Here is a 1,172-nt window from a genome sequence, read left to right as displayed (position 1 = left end):
GAGCCGTCGAAGGCAGGTCTGATAACTGGGGTGAAGTCGTAACAAGGTAGCCGTATCGGAAGGTGCGGCTGGATCACCTCCTTTCTAAGGAAAGAATAAGTAAGGGTTGGATTGCTGTTTGGTTGTTGAGAGCCGGGTGCGCAGATGCGGGGCAGACCGCGAGCAAGCTTGCTTGCAGGAGCGGAGCTGGTGAAGCAGATGCATGAGAGGCCGGGTGCTCCATGAAATAGATCCGAAGGATTTATGAATGGACAGACGGCGCACGAGGAGAAAACAACAAAGATTATTCTGGTGGCGATGCGCTTAAGGGACACACCCGTTCCCATCCCGAACACGATGGTTAAGACTTAAGCGGCCGATGGTACTGCATTGGAGACGATGTGGGAGAGTAGGTGGCTGCCAGATTGAAATGGGCTTATAGCTCAGCTGGTTAGAGCGCACGCCTGATAAGCGTGAGGTCGGTGGTTCGAGTCCACTTAAGCCCAGTGGTCGGAAGACCTAATTAAATAACGAGATGAAGGAAAAGAACAAACAAGCTAAGCTGGAAACCTTCACCAACATGGGGGCGTAGCTCAGTTGGGAGAGCACCTGCCTTGCAAGCAGGGGGTCAAGAGTTCGAATCTCTCCGTCTCCATTCAAGCGTTTTTCGCGAGGAAGAGCATATGAAAGCCCGCTTTCAGATATGCGAAGACGAAGCGAAAAGCATTTGAATCGACTTAAGAACGAACAACCGAAGGTTGCGAGTGCGTAGTCGAGGCAAAACGCTTGATTGGCTGAAAAAACAGTCAAAGTCGTACCTTGAAAACCGAATACAGAAATTAATCTTAAAAATATCAGAAATGATAACAAGACATCGAAAAGAAAACAGTCATAGTAACATATGACAAATCTTAACAAACTCAAAACTCAAGAGAAAAGATTTCAAACGCTAATGAAATCGAGCGAGACTAAAAAGGTTAAGCTGATAAGAGCGCAGGGTGGATGCCTTGGCACTAAGAGCCGAAGAAAGACGTGATAAGCTGCGAAAAGCTGTGGGGAGGAGCAAATATCCCTTGATCCACAGATATCTGAATGGGGAAACCCGGCTGAGGAAACCTCAGTCACCGTTAACTGAATCCATAGGTTAACGGAGGGAACCCGGTGAACTGAAACATCTAAGTAGCCGGAGGAAG

At 48.1% G+C, this 1,172-nt stretch carries 2 tRNA genes and 3 rRNA genes; all 5 read left to right on the top strand.

From position 1 onward, the window contains the following. Positions 1–84 (top strand): 16S ribosomal RNA (locus KQI22_RS13695); the annotation flags it as partial. A gap of 203 nt (positions 85–287) precedes the next feature. Beyond that, positions 288–405: ribosomal RNA gene (gene rrf / locus KQI22_RS13690) — 5S ribosomal RNA — on the top strand. Positions 406–411: 6 nt separating this feature from the next. Continuing rightward, positions 412–485, top strand: a tRNA-Ile gene (locus tag KQI22_RS13685). A gap of 76 nt (positions 486–561) precedes the next feature. Further along, positions 562–634: transfer RNA gene (locus tag KQI22_RS13680), tRNA-Ala, on the top strand. 320 nt (positions 635–954) lie between these two features. Then, positions 955–1,172: ribosomal RNA gene (locus tag KQI22_RS13675) — 23S ribosomal RNA — on the top strand; the annotation flags it as partial.

Source organism: Kineothrix sp. MSJ-39 (assembly GCF_018917935.1).
In the GTDB taxonomy this organism is placed as follows: domain Bacteria; phylum Bacillota; class Clostridia; order Lachnospirales; family Lachnospiraceae; genus CAG-194.
The sequence above is the reverse complement of the archived record's forward strand: the minus strand, read 5'-3'. Positions and strand labels throughout refer to the sequence as shown.